Genomic DNA, 14,618 nt, shown 5'->3' with positions numbered 1-14,618 from the left:
CGCGCGTGGGGCGTCCGACGCCGAGAAGACGCGCGATCAACCGTTCGCTCCTTGTTTTTCGGGTGCCGGGATATCCGCCGGGAACCCGCGGGCCGCAACGAGAACCCGGCGGGTTTCCCCTGCGGAAAGGACGGGCGGCGCGAGTATTCACCGGTTCTTCACGGGGCGGCTGAGCGGCGGAATCAGCCGCGCGGCGCGTTCGTCCCACCACCGCGCCCCGTCGCCGTCGGGCGGCGGGACGACCTCCAGCGTCCACCCGCCCGAGCCCCCGGGAAGGCCGGCCGTACCGGGCATGACCAGCCGCACCGCGAGCCCTCGCCTCCGCCACAGCGGCTCCGCCCCCCAGTAGCGCAGCACGTCGTCCGGGTCGACGATCCGATCCGCACGAAGACGCCACAACCCCGCACCCGAACTCTCGGACGCCCTCTTCAACGGGCCGCCGGACGGGCCGCCGCCCGTGCCGCCGCCCGGATCGCCAGACGAACTGCCGGACCGGCTGCCAGGCGGACACCCACACGCGCCACGAGCCGCGCTGCCGGACGACCGGACGCGCGCACCACCAGGCGGGCTGCCGGACGGGCCGCCGCACACGCAGCCGGACGGACTGCTGGACACGCCGCCGCACGCGCAGCCGCACGGGCTGCCGGACGAACGGACGCGCGCACCGCCAGGCGGGCTGCCAGACCCGCAGCCGGACGGACTGCCGCACGTGTCGCCGGACGCGGTGCCGGACCCGCTGCCGGGCGCGCTGCCGCACGCGCTGCCGCACGTGCAGCCGGACGGACTGCCGGGCGCGGTGCCGAGCGGGCAGGTGCATGGGCGGACGGACGGGTCGGCGCGTGCGGCGCTGGTGGTCGCGTCGGCGGAGGCGCGGCCGGGCGAGGCGCCGGACGGTCTTGGACGCGTTCTGGTGGTCAGGTACTCGTTGAGCAGGCCCGCCGCCGTCCCGCGCAGGACGTTCGCCGCCGTCAGCAGGTGACCGAGGGGCGCCGTCCGCACCGACAACTCCGGCAGGCCGAACCGGGCGAGTCCCCGCGTGAACGCGCGGATCCGCCCCGACCCCGCCCACATGACGAACACGCTCAGCCAGGTGAAGTCCAGCACGAAGGCGTCCGGCTCGCGCGGCGGCCCGACGTCGCGGTCGAGGATCCGGCGGGCGTCCAGGTCCACGGCGCATCCGCCCGACGCGTGCGCGGCGGCGCGGGCCACGAGCCGCTGCGCGAGGAACCGGCGGCCCGTCCGCGAAGGCCCGGCCGAGGGGTCCGGCCGGAGCGTCACCAGGGTGTGCCGCGCGGCCCGGCGCACCGCCGCGATCCCCGGCCCGGTCAGGTCGTCCGGCACCGGCGGCGCGGGACAGGCGGTGAGCGTCAGGTACGGCGAGCCGAGCAGGTCGAGGGCGAGCGCGGCCGTGCGTCCCCGCCCCCGGGCGAGCGACGCGCGCAGCGCGGCGGCGCGGGGCGGCGCGACCGGGCCGGCCACGAGGAACCGGCCGGCCGGGGCGCCGGGCGCGGGGATCTCCAGAAAAGCGTGCATGGCGGGCCTCCCGTCGGAACGGCCCCCGGGCGGGGACCGTGCGACCAGGCTCGCCGGAACACCCCCGGCACCGAAACCAGAACCTCGTTCTGGGGATAACCCCGCTAGGGCAGGTCGGCGACCAGCGCGTGGTACTCCCGCGTCTCCCGCTCCGGGAGGAACCCCAGCTCCTCGTTCACCGCGAGCATGTGCGGGTTGTCGCCCGCGTTGTCCGTCTCGATCTCCCGGATGCCGGGCAGCTCGGACCGGACCCAGTCCAGCATCGCGGCCTTCATCCAGATCCCGAGCCGCCGTCCCCGGTGCTCGGGCACGACCGCCGTGTCGTACTGCGCGGCGCGGTCCCCGCCGCCCGCCGGGACGACCAGCTCGGTGAACCCCGCGATCGCCCCGTCGTGCAAGGCCGCGACGGTGTAGAGGGAGTCCCCGCGCTTGGCGACCAGCTCCCCCATCTCGCGCACGCGGTCGGCGTCCCACGGCACGCCCTCGTACTCGACCAGGTCCGCCATCGCGTCCTTGGCGCGGGCGAGGGCGCCGGCGTGCTCGTCGGGCACCGTCCCCCGCCACCGGACGAGCGTGTACCCGGACGGACCAGCGGAAAGCAGCCCCGCGACCCGTCCCGGCGGCAGGTCGGCCAGCCGCAGCACGAGCCCCCGCAGCGTCAGCACGCAGGTGAAGCCGTGCGCCTCCAGGAAGGGCACGGCGGGCGTCCCCGCCGACACCTGCGCGATGACCCCGGGCCGTCCGTCGGCGCGCAGCGCGCCCGCGGCCGAGCGCACCAGCGACCGTCCGAGCCCGGCGCGGCGCCGCTCCGGACGCACCTGGACGTCGATCTCCCCCGGCCGGTCCGCGCCGGGCCCGCCGGGCAGCCGCAGCGCCGCGACGGCCGCGAAGCCGTCCCCCGCGGGCACCGCCCAGAACCGCTCCGGCGAGCCCCGGTCGGCGCCGAGCAGCCGCGCGGCGGTGTGCTCGGCCCCGGGCGCCGGACCGGCGGACGGGTCGCCCGCGCTCACCGCCACGAGCACGTCGTGCCACTGCCGGATCTGCGCGTCGGTCGGGTCGGACAGCTCGATGACGTCCATTCGCCTTTTTTACAGGATCGGCCGCGTCCGACACGCGGCGAACCGGCGGCGCGCCGCGCCTCAGCGCCCGAACGCGGCCAGCAGGCGCTCGGCGGCGAGGGCGGGCGTGAGCGTCCCGGCGGCGACGGCGTCCTCCAGTTCCGGCGTCAGCGCCCGGACGGCCGGGGACGCGTGCAGCTCGCCGAGCAGCCGGTCGTGGACCATCGCCCACGTCCAGCCGACCTGCTGTCGGCGGCGCCGCCGGTCCAGCTCGCCCGAGGCGCGCATCCGGTCCTGGTGCTCGACCAGCTTGGTCCAGACGTCGTCGAGCCCGGTCCCGTCGAGCCCGCTGCACGTCAGCACCGGCACGTCGTGCTCGCGCTCGGAGCTGCGCAGCAGCCGCAGCGCGCCCGCCAGCTCCCGCGCGGCCCGGCGCGCCTCCCGCGCGTGGTCGCCGTCGGCCTTGTTGACGGCGATGACGTCCGCCAGCTCCAGGACGCCCTTCTTGATGCCCTGGAGCTGGTCCCCGGTTCGGGCGAGGGTGAGGAACAGGAACGAGTCGACCATGTCGGCGACGGTGGTCTCCGACTGCCCGACGCCGACCGTCTCCACGAGCACGACGTCGTATCCGGCGGCCTCCATCACGACCATCGCCTCGCGGGTGGCGCGGGCGACGCCGCCGAGCGTCCCGGCGGTGGGAGACGGACGGATGAACGCGCGCGGATCGGTGGCGAGCCGCTGCATCCGGGTCTTGTCGCCGAGGATGCTGCCGCCCGTCCGGGTCGAGGACGGGTCGACGGCGAGGACGGCGACGCGGTGCCCGGCGGCGGTCAGGTCCGTCCCGAGCGCGTCGATGAACGTGGACTTCCCGACGCCCGGCACCCCGGTGATCCCGACGCGCCGCGCGCCGCCGGTGTGCGGGGTCAGCGCGACCAGGACCTCCTGGGCGAGCGCGCGGTGGTCGGGACGCGACGACTCAACGAGCGTGATCGCACGCGCGATCCACGCGCGCGAGCCGTCCCGGACACCGGCGGCGTAGTCGGCGGCGCCGGGCTTCACGCCGCCTCGTGCCCGAGCCGTCCGGCCAGGTCGGCGAGCAGCCCGAGGGCGGCCTCGGCGAGCACCGTGCCGGGCGGGAAGATGGCGGCGGCCCCGGCGGCGCGCAGCTCGTCGAAGTCCTGCGGCGGGATGACGCCGCCGACGACGATCATGATGTCCGCGCGGTCCAGCGCGGCCAGCTCCGCCCGCAGCGCGGGCACCAGCGTGAGGTGCCCGGCGGCGAGGGAGTTCACGCCGACGACGTGGACGTCGGCCTCGACGGCCTGCCGCGCGACCTCCGCCGGCGTCTGGAACAGCGGGCCCACGTCGACGTCGAAGCCGAGGTCGGCGAACCCGGTCGCGATGACCTTCTGGCCGCGGTCGTGGCCGTCCTGGCCCATCTTCGCGACGAGGATCCGGGGCCGCCGGCCCTCGGCCTCGGCGAACGCGCCGGTCGCGGCGCGGGCCTCCTCGATGGCGCTCACCTCGCCCGCCTCCTCCCGGTACACGCCGGAGATGGTACGGATCTGCGCGGCGTGGCGCCCGTAGGCGGCCTCCAGCGCGTCGGAGATCTCGCCGACGGTGGCCTTGGCGCGGGCGGCGTCGATGGCCAGGGCGAGCAGGTTGTGGGCCAGGTCGGACGGGCGCGTCCCGTCCTCGGCGGCGCGGGCGGCGGCGGTCAGCGCGGCGAGCGCGGCGCGGACGGACGGCTCGTCGCGCTCGGCCCGCAGCCGCCGCAGCTTCTCGATCTGCTGCGCGCGCACGGACGCGTTGTCGACCTTGAGGACGTCGATGGACTCCTCGGCGTCCGGCCGGTACTTGTTGACCCCGATGACGGGCTGGCGTCCGGAGTCGATGCGGGCCTGCGTACGCGCGGCGGCCTCCTCGATCCGGAGTTTCGGCAGCCCCTCGTCGATCGCGCGCGCCATCCCGCCCGCCCGCTCGACCTCGGTGATGTGCCCCCACGCGCGGCGGGCGAGGTCGAAGGTGAGGCGTTCGACGTAGGCGCTGCCGCCCCACGGGTCGATCGTGCGGGTCGTGCCGGACTCCTGCTGGAGCAGGAGCTGGGTGTTGCGGGCGATGCGCGCGGAGAAGTCGGTGGGCAGCGCGAGGGCCTCGTCCAGCGCGTTGGTGTGCAGCGACTGGGTGTGGCCCTGCGTGGCGGCCATCGCCTCGACGCAGGTGCGGGCGACGTTGTTGAACACGTCCTGCGCGGTGAGCGACCAGCCGGACGTCTGCGAGTGCGTCCGCAGCGACAGCGACTTCGGGTTCTGCGGGTCGAACTGCTTCACCAGCCGCGCCCACAGCAGCCGCGCGGCGCGCAGCTTGGCGACCTCCATGAAGAAGTTCATGCCGATGGCCCAGAAGAACGACAGCCGGGGCGCGAACGCGTCGATGTCCAGGCCCGCGTCGCGGCCCGCGCGGATGTACTCGACGCCGTCGGCGAGCGTGTACGCCAGCTCCAGGTCGGCCGTGGCCCCGGCCTCCTGGATGTGGTAGCCGGAGATCGAGATGGAGTTGTACTTCGGCATCCGCTGCGACGTGTACGCGAAGATGTCGGAGATGATCCGCATCGACGGCGCGGGCGGGTAGATGTAGGTGTTGCGGACCATGAACTCCTTGAGGATGTCGTTCTGGATGGTCCCGGCGAGCTGTTCGGGCTTGACGCCCTGCTCCTCGGCCGCCGCGATGTAGAGCGCGAGGACGGGCAGCACCGCGCCGTTCATCGTCATCGACACGCTCATGCGGTCCAGCGGGATGCCGTCGAACAACTGCCGCATGTCGTAGATGGAGTCGATCGCGACGCCCGCCATGCCGACGTCGCCCGCGACGCGCGGGTGGTCGGAGTCGTAGCCGCGGTGGGTGGCGAGGTCGAACGCCACCGACAGTCCCTTCTGCCCGGCGGCGAGGTTGCGGCGGTAGAACGCGTTGGACTCCTCGGCCGTGGAGAACCCGGCGTACTGGCGGATCGTCCACGGCTGCGTCGCGTACATCGCCGGGTAGGGGCCGCGCAGATAGGGCGCGACGCCGGGGTGGGTGCCGAGGAAGTCGACGCCGTCCAGGTCGTCGGCGGTGTACAGCGGCGCGACGGCGATGCCCTCGGGCGTGTCCCACGCCTGCGCGGACGGGTCGGCGCCGGTGGCGGCGGCGACCCCGGCGCGCCAGCGGTCGGCGGCCTTGCGGGCGGGCTCGGCGTCGCCGAGGCCGAGCGCGGAGAAGTCGGGGATCATCGGTTCACTCCCAGGTCGCCGAGGGTCGTCGTCAGCACCGCGACGGCGTCGCATCCGGCGAAGATCCGGTCGTCGACGCCGGGGAAGGTTCCCTTGCCCGCGAGCCACACGCGGCGGGCGCCCGCGTCCCTGAGGACGCGCGCGGCGTCCTCGGCCTGCTCGGCGTACAGCCGGTCGGACGAGCACAGGCACGCGACGGTCGCGCCGGACGCGGCGAACTCCTCCGGCGGCCCGCTGACGGTCTCGATCCCGCCCGCCTGGAACAGGTTGGCGGCGAAGCTCGCGCGCGCGGTGTGGACGGCCACGGGCCCGAGGACGGCGAGGTAGACGCGGGGCCGGGCGCCGGTCGCGGCGGCGTGGGCGTCGGCGCGGTCGCGCAGGTCCTCGAAGTCCTGTGCGTACCGGACGACCGGCAATCCCCCGCCGGGCGCCGCCGGCGCGACCGGGCGTTCGGGCAGTTTCTCGGCGAGGTTCGGGAACTCGCTGACGCCGGTCAGCGGCGCGCGGCGGTGCGCGATGTCGGCGCGGCGGCGCTCCCAGGTCGCCGCGACCCGGCCGGCGACGAGCCCGGACGCCAGCGCGGCGCCGAGCCCGCCCGCCCGCTCGATCTCGGTGAACCAGTCCCAGGCGGCGTGCGCGAGGCCGTCGGTGATCGCCTCGACGTACCAGGAACCGCCCGCCGGGTCCATGACGCGGGCCAGGCTCGCCTCCTCCAGCAGGAGGGTCTGGGTGTTGCGGGCGATGCGGCGGGAGAACGCGTCGGGCAGCCCGATCCGCGCGTCGAACGGCCGGACGGTCACCGCGTCGGCGCCGCCCGCGCCCGCCGCGAACGCCGCGACGGTCGTGCGGAGCATGTTCACCCACGGGTCGCGGCGCGTCATCATCGCGCCGGACGTCACGGCGTGCACGCGGGCGGCGGTGTCCTCGGCCGCGCCGCAGACCTCGGCGACCCGCGCCCAGAGGCGGCGCGCGGCGCGCAGCTTGGCGATCGAGAGGAACTGGTCGGCGTTGACGGCGAGGCGCAGGTCGATCTGGCCGAACGCCTCGTCCACGGTCAGCCCGGCGTCGGTCAGCGCGCGCAGGTAGGCGACGGCGGCGGCGAGCGCGGCGCCCAGCTCGTCGGCGTCCGAGCCGCCCGCGTCGTGGTAGACGGTGGCGTCGACGGTGATCGCGCGCAGGGCGGGGAAGCCGCGCACGCACCGGACGGCGAGGTCGGCGGCCTCCGCGACGGGCGCGGCGGCGCCGGTGCGCGCGGTGCGGCCGAGCGGGTCGGCGCCGAGGTTCCCGGCGGCCGACGCGGCGGCGCCCCGGGCCGCGAGCAGCTCGAAGAACGCCTCGGCCGCGAGGGCGGTCTCGGCGCCCGCGTCCAGGACGACCGGCGCGAGGTCGAGGTAGACGCCGCGCAGCGCGTCGGCCAGCGACGCGACGGGCAGCCCGCCCGCGCCGAGCGCCAGCCAGACCGACGTCGCGCCGTTCTCCAGGTCGGCGAGGATCGCCTCGCGCGTCGCGGCGGGGTCGGGGTCGGCGTGGTGCTGCCGGACGTCCCAGCCCGCGAGGCCCTCGCCGTCCGGCCGGACGGGACGCGGCGCGGGCGCGAGACCGGGCCGGCCGGGCACCGCGTCGTCGGCGGTGTAGAGCGGCGCGAGCGGCACGCCGTCGTAGGAGTCGCGGGTCAGCAGTCCCTCGACGTCGGCGAGCGGCGTGTCGTCCGTCGCCGCCCCGGACTTGCGCAGGACCCCCCGGACCAGCTCCCGCCAGCGGTCGCGGTCGACCGGGGGGAACGCGGCGGCCAGGTCGAGTTCATCAGGCGGGACCGTCATGGGACGGATCGTAGGCGAGCGCGCCTTCGCCGGGCTAAAGCGGGGGCCCGCCAAGACCGAACGCCACTCGGTTCACGCATCTCACACGCCGCCGACCGGTGTGACGGCCAGCCGTCCGAGGCCGCACACCATGCCCTGGGTCCACGGGATCGTGAGGTGGTCCAGCTCGTCGGGCGGCGTGACGCGCACGCTGGCCGGGGTCGGCGCGCACGGGCCGTCGGTGGGCTCGGCGCCGGTCGGGACGACCGTCCAGCCGACCCGCGTGCGGACCGACGTGCCGGGCGCGAGCGTCACCGTGGCGGGCGCGGGCTGGCCGAGCCGTTCGACGTTCGTCGTGAGCGGCGCGCCGGACGACCCGAGAAGCTGCATCCCGACGTACCCGTACAGGCGGCAGCGCGTCCCGGAGCGGTTCGTCAGCGTGAGGTAGGCGTAGCGGTGCCCGGCGGCGGCGTCCGTGGCGGCCAGCGACGCCGACAGCATCGACGTGTGGCAGCGGGAGATCGCGGGCTGCGCCACGGGACGGGACGTCGGCCCCCCGTTCGGCGCCGTCGTCGTGGGCGTCGCGGCGGGCGCGTTCGGATCCCCGGCGGAGGGCATCGCCGACGGCGAGTCCGGCGCCCCCTGGGTGGGCGTTCCGTTCGCTTTCGGGGTGTTCCCGCCGCCGCAGGCGGTCAGCGTGCCGCCGAGCAGTGCGAGCGGGAGCGCCGCCCCTGCGATCGTCCTCTTCATGGCATCCCCCTCGGTGTCGCGTGCGGCGCGTTCCCCGTGCGCCGTCCTCCTGTTGAGATGCGGTGACATGCCCGCTGGTTCGCGGTCGAAGCACGGCGCGCCGCCCGTCGCTACAATCGGCCGGGTCGCGGCAGTGGGGCCTGCCGCCCCCGGAAGGTCGTCCGGGGAGAACCGCGGCACCGCCGCCAACGGTCCCTGCCAGTGTCCGTCCTGGTGGGAGTGGCCATGCCGCAGGAGCCCGTCGATCCCGACGTCGAACCGCAGATCGTCCCCGGCGTGCCGTGGCCGGTGCTCGCGGTCATCGCGGCGGGCGGGGCGCTCGGGGCGCTGGCCCGCTACGGCGCCGGCACCGCGCTCCCCCACGCCGCGACGGGCTTCGCGTGGTCGACGTTCCTCGTCAACGTCTCCGGCTGCCTGCTCATCGGCGTGCTGATGGCCGTCCTCGCGGCGCGTCCGGGCCTGCCCGCGCTGACGCGGCCGTTCCTCGGCGTCGGCGTGCTCGGCGGGTACACGACGTTCTCCGGGTACGTCGTGGACGCGCAGCAAGCCGTCCGCGCGGGTGCCCCCGGCGTCGCCGTCGCCTACCTGGCCGCCACCCTGGCCGCCGCCCTGGCCGCCGTGACGCTCGGCTCCGCCGTGACGCGCCGCATCGCGGGAGGACGCCGGTGACGCTTCTTCTCATCGTGCTCGGCGCCGCCGTGGGCGCGCCGCTGCGCTACCTCGCCGACCGCGCCGTCCAGGCCCGGCACCGGTCGGCGTTCCCGTGGGGCACGTTGACGGTCAACGTCGTCGGCTCGGCGATCCTCGGCTTCGTCACCGCGCTCCCGGCGGGGCACGCGGTGTCGGCGCTGGCCGGGACGGGCCTCTGCGGCGCGCTGACGACCTACTCGACGTTCGGGTACGAGACGCTGCGGCTCACCGAGACGGGAGCGGGACGGACCGCCGTCGCCTACGCGGCGGCGAGCGTCGCGGCGGGCCTGGCCGCCGCGTTCACCGGGACGGCCCTGGCACTGGCCGTGTGACCGGACGGCGCCGGCGCGGGGCCAGCAGCTCGTCGATGAGGTCGGTCCAGCGCGGGACGATCCACTCCGGGTCGTAGGCGCGGACGGACGCGCGCGCCCGCTCGCCCAGCTCGTCGCGCAGGTCGCCGTCCGTCATGAGGCGGCGCAGCGCGGCGGTGAGCCCGGCGACGTCCTTGGGCGGGACGATCAGCCCGTCGCTCTCGTGGGAGATCATCTCGGCCGGGCCGGTCGGGCAGTCGAACGCGACGACCGGCAGGCCCTTGCTCATCGCCTCCAGCACGACCATCGGCATCCCCTCGAACCGGGACGAGAGCACATAGACCGCCGCCCGTTCCATCTCCCCCGGCAGGTCGGCCGTGCGGGGGTTCAGCTCGACGCGCCCGGTGAGGCCCCGCGCGGCGATGCGCCTGGCGAGCCGGGCGCGGTGCGGGCCGGAGCCGAAGATCCGCAGCGTCCAGTCCGGATGCTCGGCGGACAGCGGCTCGTAGGCGCGCAGCAGCAGGTCGAAGCCCTTCTGCCGGGTCAGCCGGCCCGCCGCGAGCACGACCTTCGCCGTGCGGCGCGACGGGGCGCCGGGCGGGGTGGCGAGCGCGTTCGGGATCCGGACGATCCGGACCGCCGTCCCGGCCAGCGCCGCCGCGTACTCCGCGCGGGCCGCCTCGGTGAGCACGGCCAGCGCCGTCAGCCGGGGGTAGGCGCGCCGGATCGCCGCGCGCATCGCGGGCGGGTAGGCCCGCAGGTTCATGTGGTCCTGCCCGATCGTCACCGCGCCGGGCGGGGCGATCTCGGCGGCGAGCAGGTTCAGCGCGGGCCGGGTGCCGACGAGCACGTCGGCGTTTCCGGCCAGGAGCAGCCGCGCGACCCGCAGGTCCGTCCACAGCGTCTCGCGCGTGGCGCGGTTCCCGCCGACCGAGAACAGCAGGCTCGGCAGGCGTCCCAGCAGGCGCGCGGCGCGGCCCGGCGGGACGGTCCGGTCGTCGGCGAAGGACACCGCGACGCCCGGCGGCAGCGGGAAGAACGGCGCGTCCTTCTCCTTCAGCAGGCTGACGATCTCCACGTCGTGGTCGCGCGCGAGGTGGCCCGCCGTGGCGAGGACGGTGCGGATCGTCCCGCCCGTCCCGTACGCGTGGCGCAGCAGGATCCGGACGCGCGGGCGCCCCGCGGGCGGCGGCGCGGGACGGCGCCGGACGAGCGTCCGCAGCAGCGCCAGGGCCGCGCGGCGCGCGGCGGCGAGCGGGACGCGTCCGGCGCGGCGGAGCGCGCGGCGCGGCAGGGTACGGCCCGGCACGGGTCCCCCGATCTGAGACGGGCGGTGTGCCTAGCCCCGTGCCCCGCGCGCCGTCCGCGCAATCATCAGCCGGTGGTGACCGTCCGGTCGAGGGCGCTGCCCTTCACCCACTTCGACCAGGACATCTGGTAGAAGCTCCAGCCGTTGTCCCACTGGAGCTTCCGCGACGTCCCCTTGATGACCACCGGGTCGCCCCGGTAGGAGAACTTGTAGAACCACTGGGCGGCGGACGGCGGGGAGTTCAGGCAGCCGTGGCTGACGTTCTGGTGCCCCTGCGCCCACACGGTCGCGGCCATCGAGTGGATGTACTCGCCGCTGTTGGAGATCCGCACCGCGAACGGGATGACCTCCTTGTAGCCGCCGTTCTTCTTGTCCTCGGGGTCGACGCCCATCCACTCCGACGTCATGATCGCCGGATTCTCCTTGCCCATCGTCAGGTGGACGCCGCTGGTCGTGAGGTAGGTGTCGACGCCGTTGACGACGCGTCCGCCGCGCCCGGCGCTGATGCCCCAGCTCTTGACCTTGACGCCGTTCCTGGTGACGGTGAGCCGGTGCGTCTTGGTGTTGGCGTTGATGATGTGCTCGTCGCCGATGCGGAACGTGCGGGTGAAGTCGGCCGTGCCGTACGTCCGCTTGCCGGTCTTCACGCCGCCGATGTTCGCCCGCAGCCGGACGTGCTGGTTCGGCTGCCAGTACTTGCCGTTCTCGGTGCGGAACACGACCTGGGTGTCGCTGACCCAGTACCAGGCGCCGGTGGCGGGCTTGTCGGACTTGACCTCGAGGGCCGACTCGACGGCCTTCTTGTCGGCGACGGCCCGGTTGAAGGTCACCTGGATCGGCATGCCGACGCCGACCTTCTCGTTCGCGCTCGGGGTGACGTCGAGGACGCGCAGCTCGTTCGCGGCCTTGATCGTCTTGAACCGCGCGGTGACCGTGGTGGTCTTGCCCTTGGGGCTCGTCGCGGTCGCGGAGACGTCGTACTGCGAGCCGGGCAGCAGCGTGCGGGACTTCCAGCCCGTCTTGTCGGCGGTGAGCTGGCCCGTGACGGGCTTGCCCTTCCGCGTCACGGTGACCTGCTGCAATGTGCCGCCCGCGACGTTCACCTGGACGCCGCGTTCGGGCAGCGCCTTACCCTCGCCGTTTCCGGGGCTGACGGTCACCTGGGGCACGCCGGCCTCGGCGGTGTCGCCGACCGTGACGCCGTCGCCCTTCTCGCCGCCGGAGCAGCCCGACGCGAAGACCAGCACGGCCGCCCCCGCCACGCTTACTCCCGCGGTCACCCGTCGCTGCACCGTCATTCCTCCCGAAACCCCGCCGTCATCGGCACCGACATTAGCGATAAAAGCCGACGATTCTGCCACGTCATGGGGTTTCCGCGACGTCTGAGATCAAAGCGTTGCAACTCGACTCGCGGGACCCGATGACGGCCGTGCGTGACGGCCCGCGAGCGCGCCGTCACCGGAGACCGGGATGCGACGGATCGCCGAGCGCGTCCCGTTCTCCAGACACAAAGACGGCCGTGAACTCGGAAAAGTTCACGGCCGTCGGAACGGGACGGATCAGGCGGGCGCGGGGCGCGCGTTCACATGCCGGAGCAGACGGCGGAATCCCCACACCGAGACGAAGACGCCGACCGCGCCGATGCCGACGACGAGCCCGGTGCGCGCCCAGACGTACGTCCCGACCGACTGGTGGAACAGCATCCACAGGCTGACCAGGGCGTTGGCGAACAGCACGAACGACCACAGCAGCGAGATCCGCAGGAAGAACCGGCGGACGCGGGCGTGCTTCAGGAACGCCTCGGGCATCGGCACCATCTCGGTGGCGAGCTTCTGCGCCAGCGGACGGCCGAGCGGCACCGACGCGAGGAACACCACGGCCATGAGCAGGGTGCCGAGCGTCGGCTGGAGGAAGTAGATCACCGCGCTGTGCGTGACGACGCCGAGCGCGGCGCGGACCGTCACGCCGACGGCGGCGATCAGCAGCGTCGCCGAGACCGGGTGGCCGCGCAGCCGCCGCCAGGCGATCCCGCCGTAGACCCAGGCGACGGCGGCGACCATGCCGCCGGTCAGGCCGAGGACGGCGAACGCGGCGTAGAAGACGGCGACGGGCGCGATCACGCCCTCCAGGAACCGGGGGGCGGCGTGCAGGAGCAGGGCGCGCAGGCGTGGCAGCTCGAACGTGTGGGGGCGGTGCGGGTGCGTGTGCGAGGTCGCGTCGTCCATCGGGCGTGCTCCCCCCGAGAGGTCGGCCCGGCCCGCCGGCCAGGGGTCGTGTGTCTCGGACTTTCGCACCACGGTACGTGATGTCGGGCGTGGTCACAGCGGGACGCACGGAACCCTCTCCCCCTTGACCTTATTGGATGAAGGATTGAATAGTTCCGGGTGACGAGGGAGGGGACGACGATGGGCGAGGCGGATCAGGACCCCGGCGACGGCTGGGCGGACCAGGTGCTCCACGCGGTCGGGACGCCGGCCGAACTGCGCGCATTGCTGGCGGTTCCGGGGGTCGACGACGCGATGATCGGTGATTTCGCCAAATCTGCCGGAATTGACGGAATCCTCGACCGGCTTTTCACCGTGATGGCGTCCCGGTTCCTGCCGGAGAAGGCGGGCCGGGCGCGGGGGGCCGTCCGGTGGGACGTCCAGGGACCCGACGGCGTCGCGGTCTACACCGTCCGGATCGGGCAGGGCCGCGCCGAGAGCGTCCGGGGCGCGCCGGACGGGCGTCCGAAGGTCGCGCTGGCGCTGAGCCTGCCCGACCTGCTGCGCCTGTCGGCGGGCACGCTGAACGGGGTCAAGGCGCTGATGACGGGCCGGATCCGCGTCTCGGGCGACCTGCTGTTCGCGGCGCGGCTGCAGGGCTGGTTCGACCAGGGGTGATCATCCGGCGGGCGGTCCGGGCCAGGCCGTCCGGGCCGCCGCGTAGAGGGCGCGCAGCGTCGCCGCGACCGGCGGGCGCCGCACGCTCGCGCCGCGCGTCACGGCGTGCACCTCGCGCGACAGCTCGGTCCCGGGGATGCGCCGCACCGCGATGCCCTCGTCGCCCGCCGCGAGCGCCAGCGCGGGGACGGCGGTGATCCCGATGCCGCGCGCGACCAGGCTGAGGATCGCGTGCAGGCCCTCGAACTCCCACGGGACGGGCCGCGCGCCGCCGGCCGCGTCCAGCAGCCGCTCGAACGCCTCGCGGGACGGCTCGCCGCGCGGCGCCGCCATCCACGGCTCGTCGCGCAGCTCGCGCAGGTCCACCGGACGGGCCGGGTCGGCCAGCGGGTGGTCGGCGGGGACGGCGAGGACGAGCGGGTCGCGGCGCAGCCGGAAGAACTCCAGCGCGGGCGGGGCCTCGTCGGGCAGCGTGCCGGTCCAGTCGTCCACGAGCGCGATGTCGGCCTCGCCGCCGCGGACCTGGCGGATCGCGTCGTCGGGGCGGCCCTGCCGGAGCACGAAGGTGAGCCCCCGGTGCTCGGCGAGGCTGCGGGCGAGCGCGGGCGCGAACGCCACGGCCGCCGTCGGGAACGCGGTGACGACGACCCGTCCGGTGACGGCGTCGGCGTGCGCGGACAGCTCGGCCTCGGCGCGCTCGACGAGGTCGAGGATCTCCTCGGCGCGGCGTGCCAGGCGACGGCCGGCGTCGGTCAGCTCGGCGCTGCGGGCGGTGCGGTCCAGCAGCGGGACGCGCGCCTCGCGCTCCAGCGCGGCGAGCTGCTGGGAGACCGAGGACGCGGTGTAGCCGAGCGCGGCGGCGGTGGCCGCGATGCTGCCGCGCCGCTCGAACTCGGCGAGCAGCCGGAGCCTGCGCAGTTCGAGCATCGGACTTCCCTGGGGTCGGCATCGAAGAGACTCGCTTGTCTCGATGCTAGGCGCCGGGCAGGCTGAGAGAAAGGAACCGGCCGGTTCACT

13 protein-coding genes are annotated in these 14,618 nt (G+C 75.1%); 3 read left to right on the top strand and 10 right to left on the bottom strand.

Annotation, left to right across the window (positions count from 1 at the left end):
• Positions 1-147 precede the first annotated feature (147 nt).
• The 6 genes from BTM25_RS26835 to BTM25_RS26810 all read right to left on the bottom strand — a co-directional run bounded on the left by BTM25_RS26835 (position 148) and on the right by BTM25_RS26810 (position 8,409).
• The gene (locus BTM25_RS26835; RefSeq protein WP_103566031.1) at positions 148-1,533 is read right to left on the bottom strand and encodes a hypothetical protein; all 1,386 of its coding nucleotides are present in this window, start codon (positions 1,531-1,533) and stop codon (positions 148-150) included.
• 104 nt (positions 1,534-1,637) lie between these two features.
• A complete protein-coding gene (locus tag BTM25_RS26830; protein ID WP_103566028.1) occupies positions 1,638-2,612 on the bottom strand; it encodes a GNAT family N-acetyltransferase in 975 nt (324 codons plus the stop codon).
• Between the two features lie 60 nt (positions 2,613-2,672).
• Complete coding sequence (gene meaB, locus BTM25_RS26825) at positions 2,673-3,650, bottom strand: methylmalonyl Co-A mutase-associated GTPase MeaB (protein ID WP_103566026.1); 978 nt, start codon at positions 3,648-3,650, stop codon at positions 2,673-2,675.
• A complete protein-coding gene (scpA, locus tag BTM25_RS26820) occupies positions 3,647-5,860 on the bottom strand; it encodes a methylmalonyl-CoA mutase (RefSeq protein WP_103566024.1) in 2,214 nt (737 codons plus the stop codon). The genes meaB and scpA overlap by 4 nt, the downstream gene beginning before the upstream one ends.
• Complete coding sequence (locus tag BTM25_RS26815) at positions 5,857-7,680, bottom strand: methylmalonyl-CoA mutase subunit beta (RefSeq protein WP_103566022.1); 1,824 nt, start codon at positions 7,678-7,680, stop codon at positions 5,857-5,859. Before BTM25_RS26815 ends, scpA begins: the two co-directional genes overlap by 4 nt.
• Before the next feature lie 81 nt (positions 7,681-7,761).
• On the bottom strand, positions 7,762-8,409 hold the full coding sequence (locus BTM25_RS26810) for a DUF4232 domain-containing protein (RefSeq protein WP_168212257.1): 648 nt from the start codon (positions 8,407-8,409) through the stop codon (positions 7,762-7,764).
• Positions 8,410-8,634: 225 nt separating this feature from the next.
• Here BTM25_RS26810 and BTM25_RS26805 point away from each other — a divergent pair, with 225 nt between their 5' ends.
• Both BTM25_RS26805 and crcB read left to right on the top strand, forming a co-directional pair.
• Entirely contained in the window at positions 8,635-9,078 is a 444-nt protein-coding gene (locus BTM25_RS26805; protein WP_103566017.1) for a fluoride efflux transporter FluC, read from the top strand.
• Positions 9,075-9,431, top strand: coding sequence for a fluoride efflux transporter CrcB (crcB, locus tag BTM25_RS26800; protein ID WP_103566014.1), 357 nt, complete (start codon positions 9,075-9,077; stop codon positions 9,429-9,431). Before BTM25_RS26805 ends, crcB begins: the two co-directional genes overlap by 4 nt.
• Here the strand turns inward: crcB and BTM25_RS26795 are convergent.
• The 3 genes from BTM25_RS26795 to BTM25_RS26785 form a co-directional block, all read right to left on the bottom strand.
• Positions 9,400-10,719: a glycosyltransferase family 4 protein gene (locus BTM25_RS26795; RefSeq protein ID WP_235828719.1), complete on the bottom strand. Its 1,320-nt coding sequence runs from the start codon at positions 10,717-10,719 to the stop codon at positions 9,400-9,402. The genes crcB and BTM25_RS26795 overlap by 32 nt on opposite strands.
• A 65-nt stretch (positions 10,720-10,784) precedes the next feature.
• Positions 10,785-11,981: a L,D-transpeptidase gene (locus tag BTM25_RS26790; protein WP_235828717.1), complete on the bottom strand. Its 1,197-nt coding sequence runs from the start codon at positions 11,979-11,981 to the stop codon at positions 10,785-10,787.
• A 297-nt stretch (positions 11,982-12,278) separates the two neighbouring features.
• The gene (locus BTM25_RS26785) at positions 12,279-12,944 is read right to left on the bottom strand and encodes a VC0807 family protein (protein WP_103566007.1); all 666 of its coding nucleotides are present in this window, start codon (positions 12,942-12,944) and stop codon (positions 12,279-12,281) included.
• Positions 12,945-13,124: 180 nt separating this feature from the next.
• Between BTM25_RS26785 and BTM25_RS26780 the strand changes: the two genes are divergently transcribed.
• The gene (locus tag BTM25_RS26780) at positions 13,125-13,601 is read left to right on the top strand and encodes an SCP2 sterol-binding domain-containing protein (RefSeq protein ID WP_103566004.1); all 477 of its coding nucleotides are present in this window, start codon (positions 13,125-13,127) and stop codon (positions 13,599-13,601) included.
• Here BTM25_RS26780 and BTM25_RS26775 read toward each other — a convergent pair whose 3' ends face one another.
• On the bottom strand, positions 13,602-14,528 hold the full coding sequence (locus BTM25_RS26775; RefSeq protein ID WP_103566001.1) for a LysR family transcriptional regulator: 927 nt from the start codon (positions 14,526-14,528) through the stop codon (positions 13,602-13,604).
• Positions 14,529-14,618: the final 90 nt, after the last annotated feature.

Origin of the sequence: Actinomadura rubteroloni (assembly GCF_002911665.1) — a bacterium.
In the GTDB taxonomy this organism is placed as follows: Bacteria; Actinomycetota; Actinomycetes; order Streptosporangiales; family Streptosporangiaceae; genus Spirillospora; species Spirillospora rubteroloni.
The sequence above is the reverse complement of the archived record's forward strand: the minus strand, read 5'-3'. Positions and strand labels throughout refer to the sequence as shown.

Coding starts and splice junctions, on each gene's coding strand:
- BTM25_RS26835 (WP_103566031.1), bottom strand. CDS start 1,533: ATGCACGCTTTTCTGGAGATCCCCGCGCCCGGCGCCCCGGCCGGCCGG.
- BTM25_RS26830 (WP_103566028.1), bottom strand. CDS start 2,612: ATGGACGTCATCGAGCTGTCCGACCCGACCGACGCGCAGATCCGGCAG.
- scpA (WP_103566024.1), bottom strand. CDS start 5,860: ATGATCCCCGACTTCTCCGCGCTCGGCCTCGGCGACGCCGAGCCCGCC.
- BTM25_RS26815 (WP_103566022.1), bottom strand. CDS start 7,680: ATGACGGTCCCGCCTGATGAACTCGACCTGGCCGCCGCGTTCCCCCCG.
- BTM25_RS26810 (WP_168212257.1), bottom strand. CDS start 8,409: ATGAAGAGGACGATCGCAGGGGCGGCGCTCCCGCTCGCACTGCTCGGC.
- BTM25_RS26805 (WP_103566017.1), top strand. CDS start 8,635: ATGCCGCAGGAGCCCGTCGATCCCGACGTCGAACCGCAGATCGTCCCC.
- BTM25_RS26785 (WP_103566007.1), bottom strand. CDS start 12,944: ATGGACGACGCGACCTCGCACACGCACCCGCACCGCCCCCACACGTTC.
- BTM25_RS26780 (WP_103566004.1), top strand. CDS start 13,125: ATGGGCGAGGCGGATCAGGACCCCGGCGACGGCTGGGCGGACCAGGTG.
- BTM25_RS26775 (WP_103566001.1), bottom strand. CDS start 14,528: ATGCTCGAACTGCGCAGGCTCCGGCTGCTCGCCGAGTTCGAGCGGCGC.